Source organism: Endozoicomonas atrinae, from assembly GCF_001647025.1.
In the GTDB taxonomy this organism is placed as follows: domain Bacteria; phylum Pseudomonadota; class Gammaproteobacteria; order Pseudomonadales; family Endozoicomonadaceae; genus Endozoicomonas; species Endozoicomonas atrinae.
Map to the genome: position 1 here is coordinate 1 of NZ_LUKQ02000753.1, position 568 is coordinate 568.

Annotated in this window: 1 protein-coding gene; it reads right to left on the minus strand. The window is 47.0% G+C overall.

The genetic code is table 11. The features are described 5' to 3' along the window. Positions 1 to 387: 387 nt before the first annotated feature. Positions 388 to 568: hypothetical protein (locus tag AK963_RS36380; protein ID WP_238593911.1), on the minus strand; the 181-nt coding region annotated here is incomplete at its 5' end.

Here is a 568-nt window from a genome sequence, read left to right on the forward strand (position 1 = left end):
GGCTCATAGATTGTCTCACCCATCACAAGGATCGCTCCCGGCTCTGACTGCGGTTGTTATTAGCCCCACTTTGCCGCTTGGGTATCTCACGCAGTATCAGGTTCAACTGGCTTCCCAGTTTTGAATTGAGCAAGCCTTTACCTAACCATGCCACCAAACGTGGGCTGTTAACAATACTGACTTGTGAAACAAGACAAAGCAGGATATGAATTTGCCATGGAGTTTCTTGCTGATATCTGTCCCCCAGATAGTGTCAGCTTTTTTCCCCTGTTCCTCCCTCCATCATATATCCCATCCCCCCTCATACTTCTCTTTTCGACCATAGACTGACTGAAATTTCAGTAGCATCAGAAATGCGAATCCGCCGATAATAAGTATTGATACGTATCAAGGTTTTTGGATCACGTCTGGGGAATAATTGCGCACCGTCGGAAAGCAGGCCGCTGACGGACAATGATTGCCACAAAAGGGAGATCGCCGGTTATGATGAGCATCGAAAAATACACCCAGAAAGACGGTCAAACCGGTTGGCTTGCGCATATCTCCCAGAAAAAGCGGAATCGTAAAT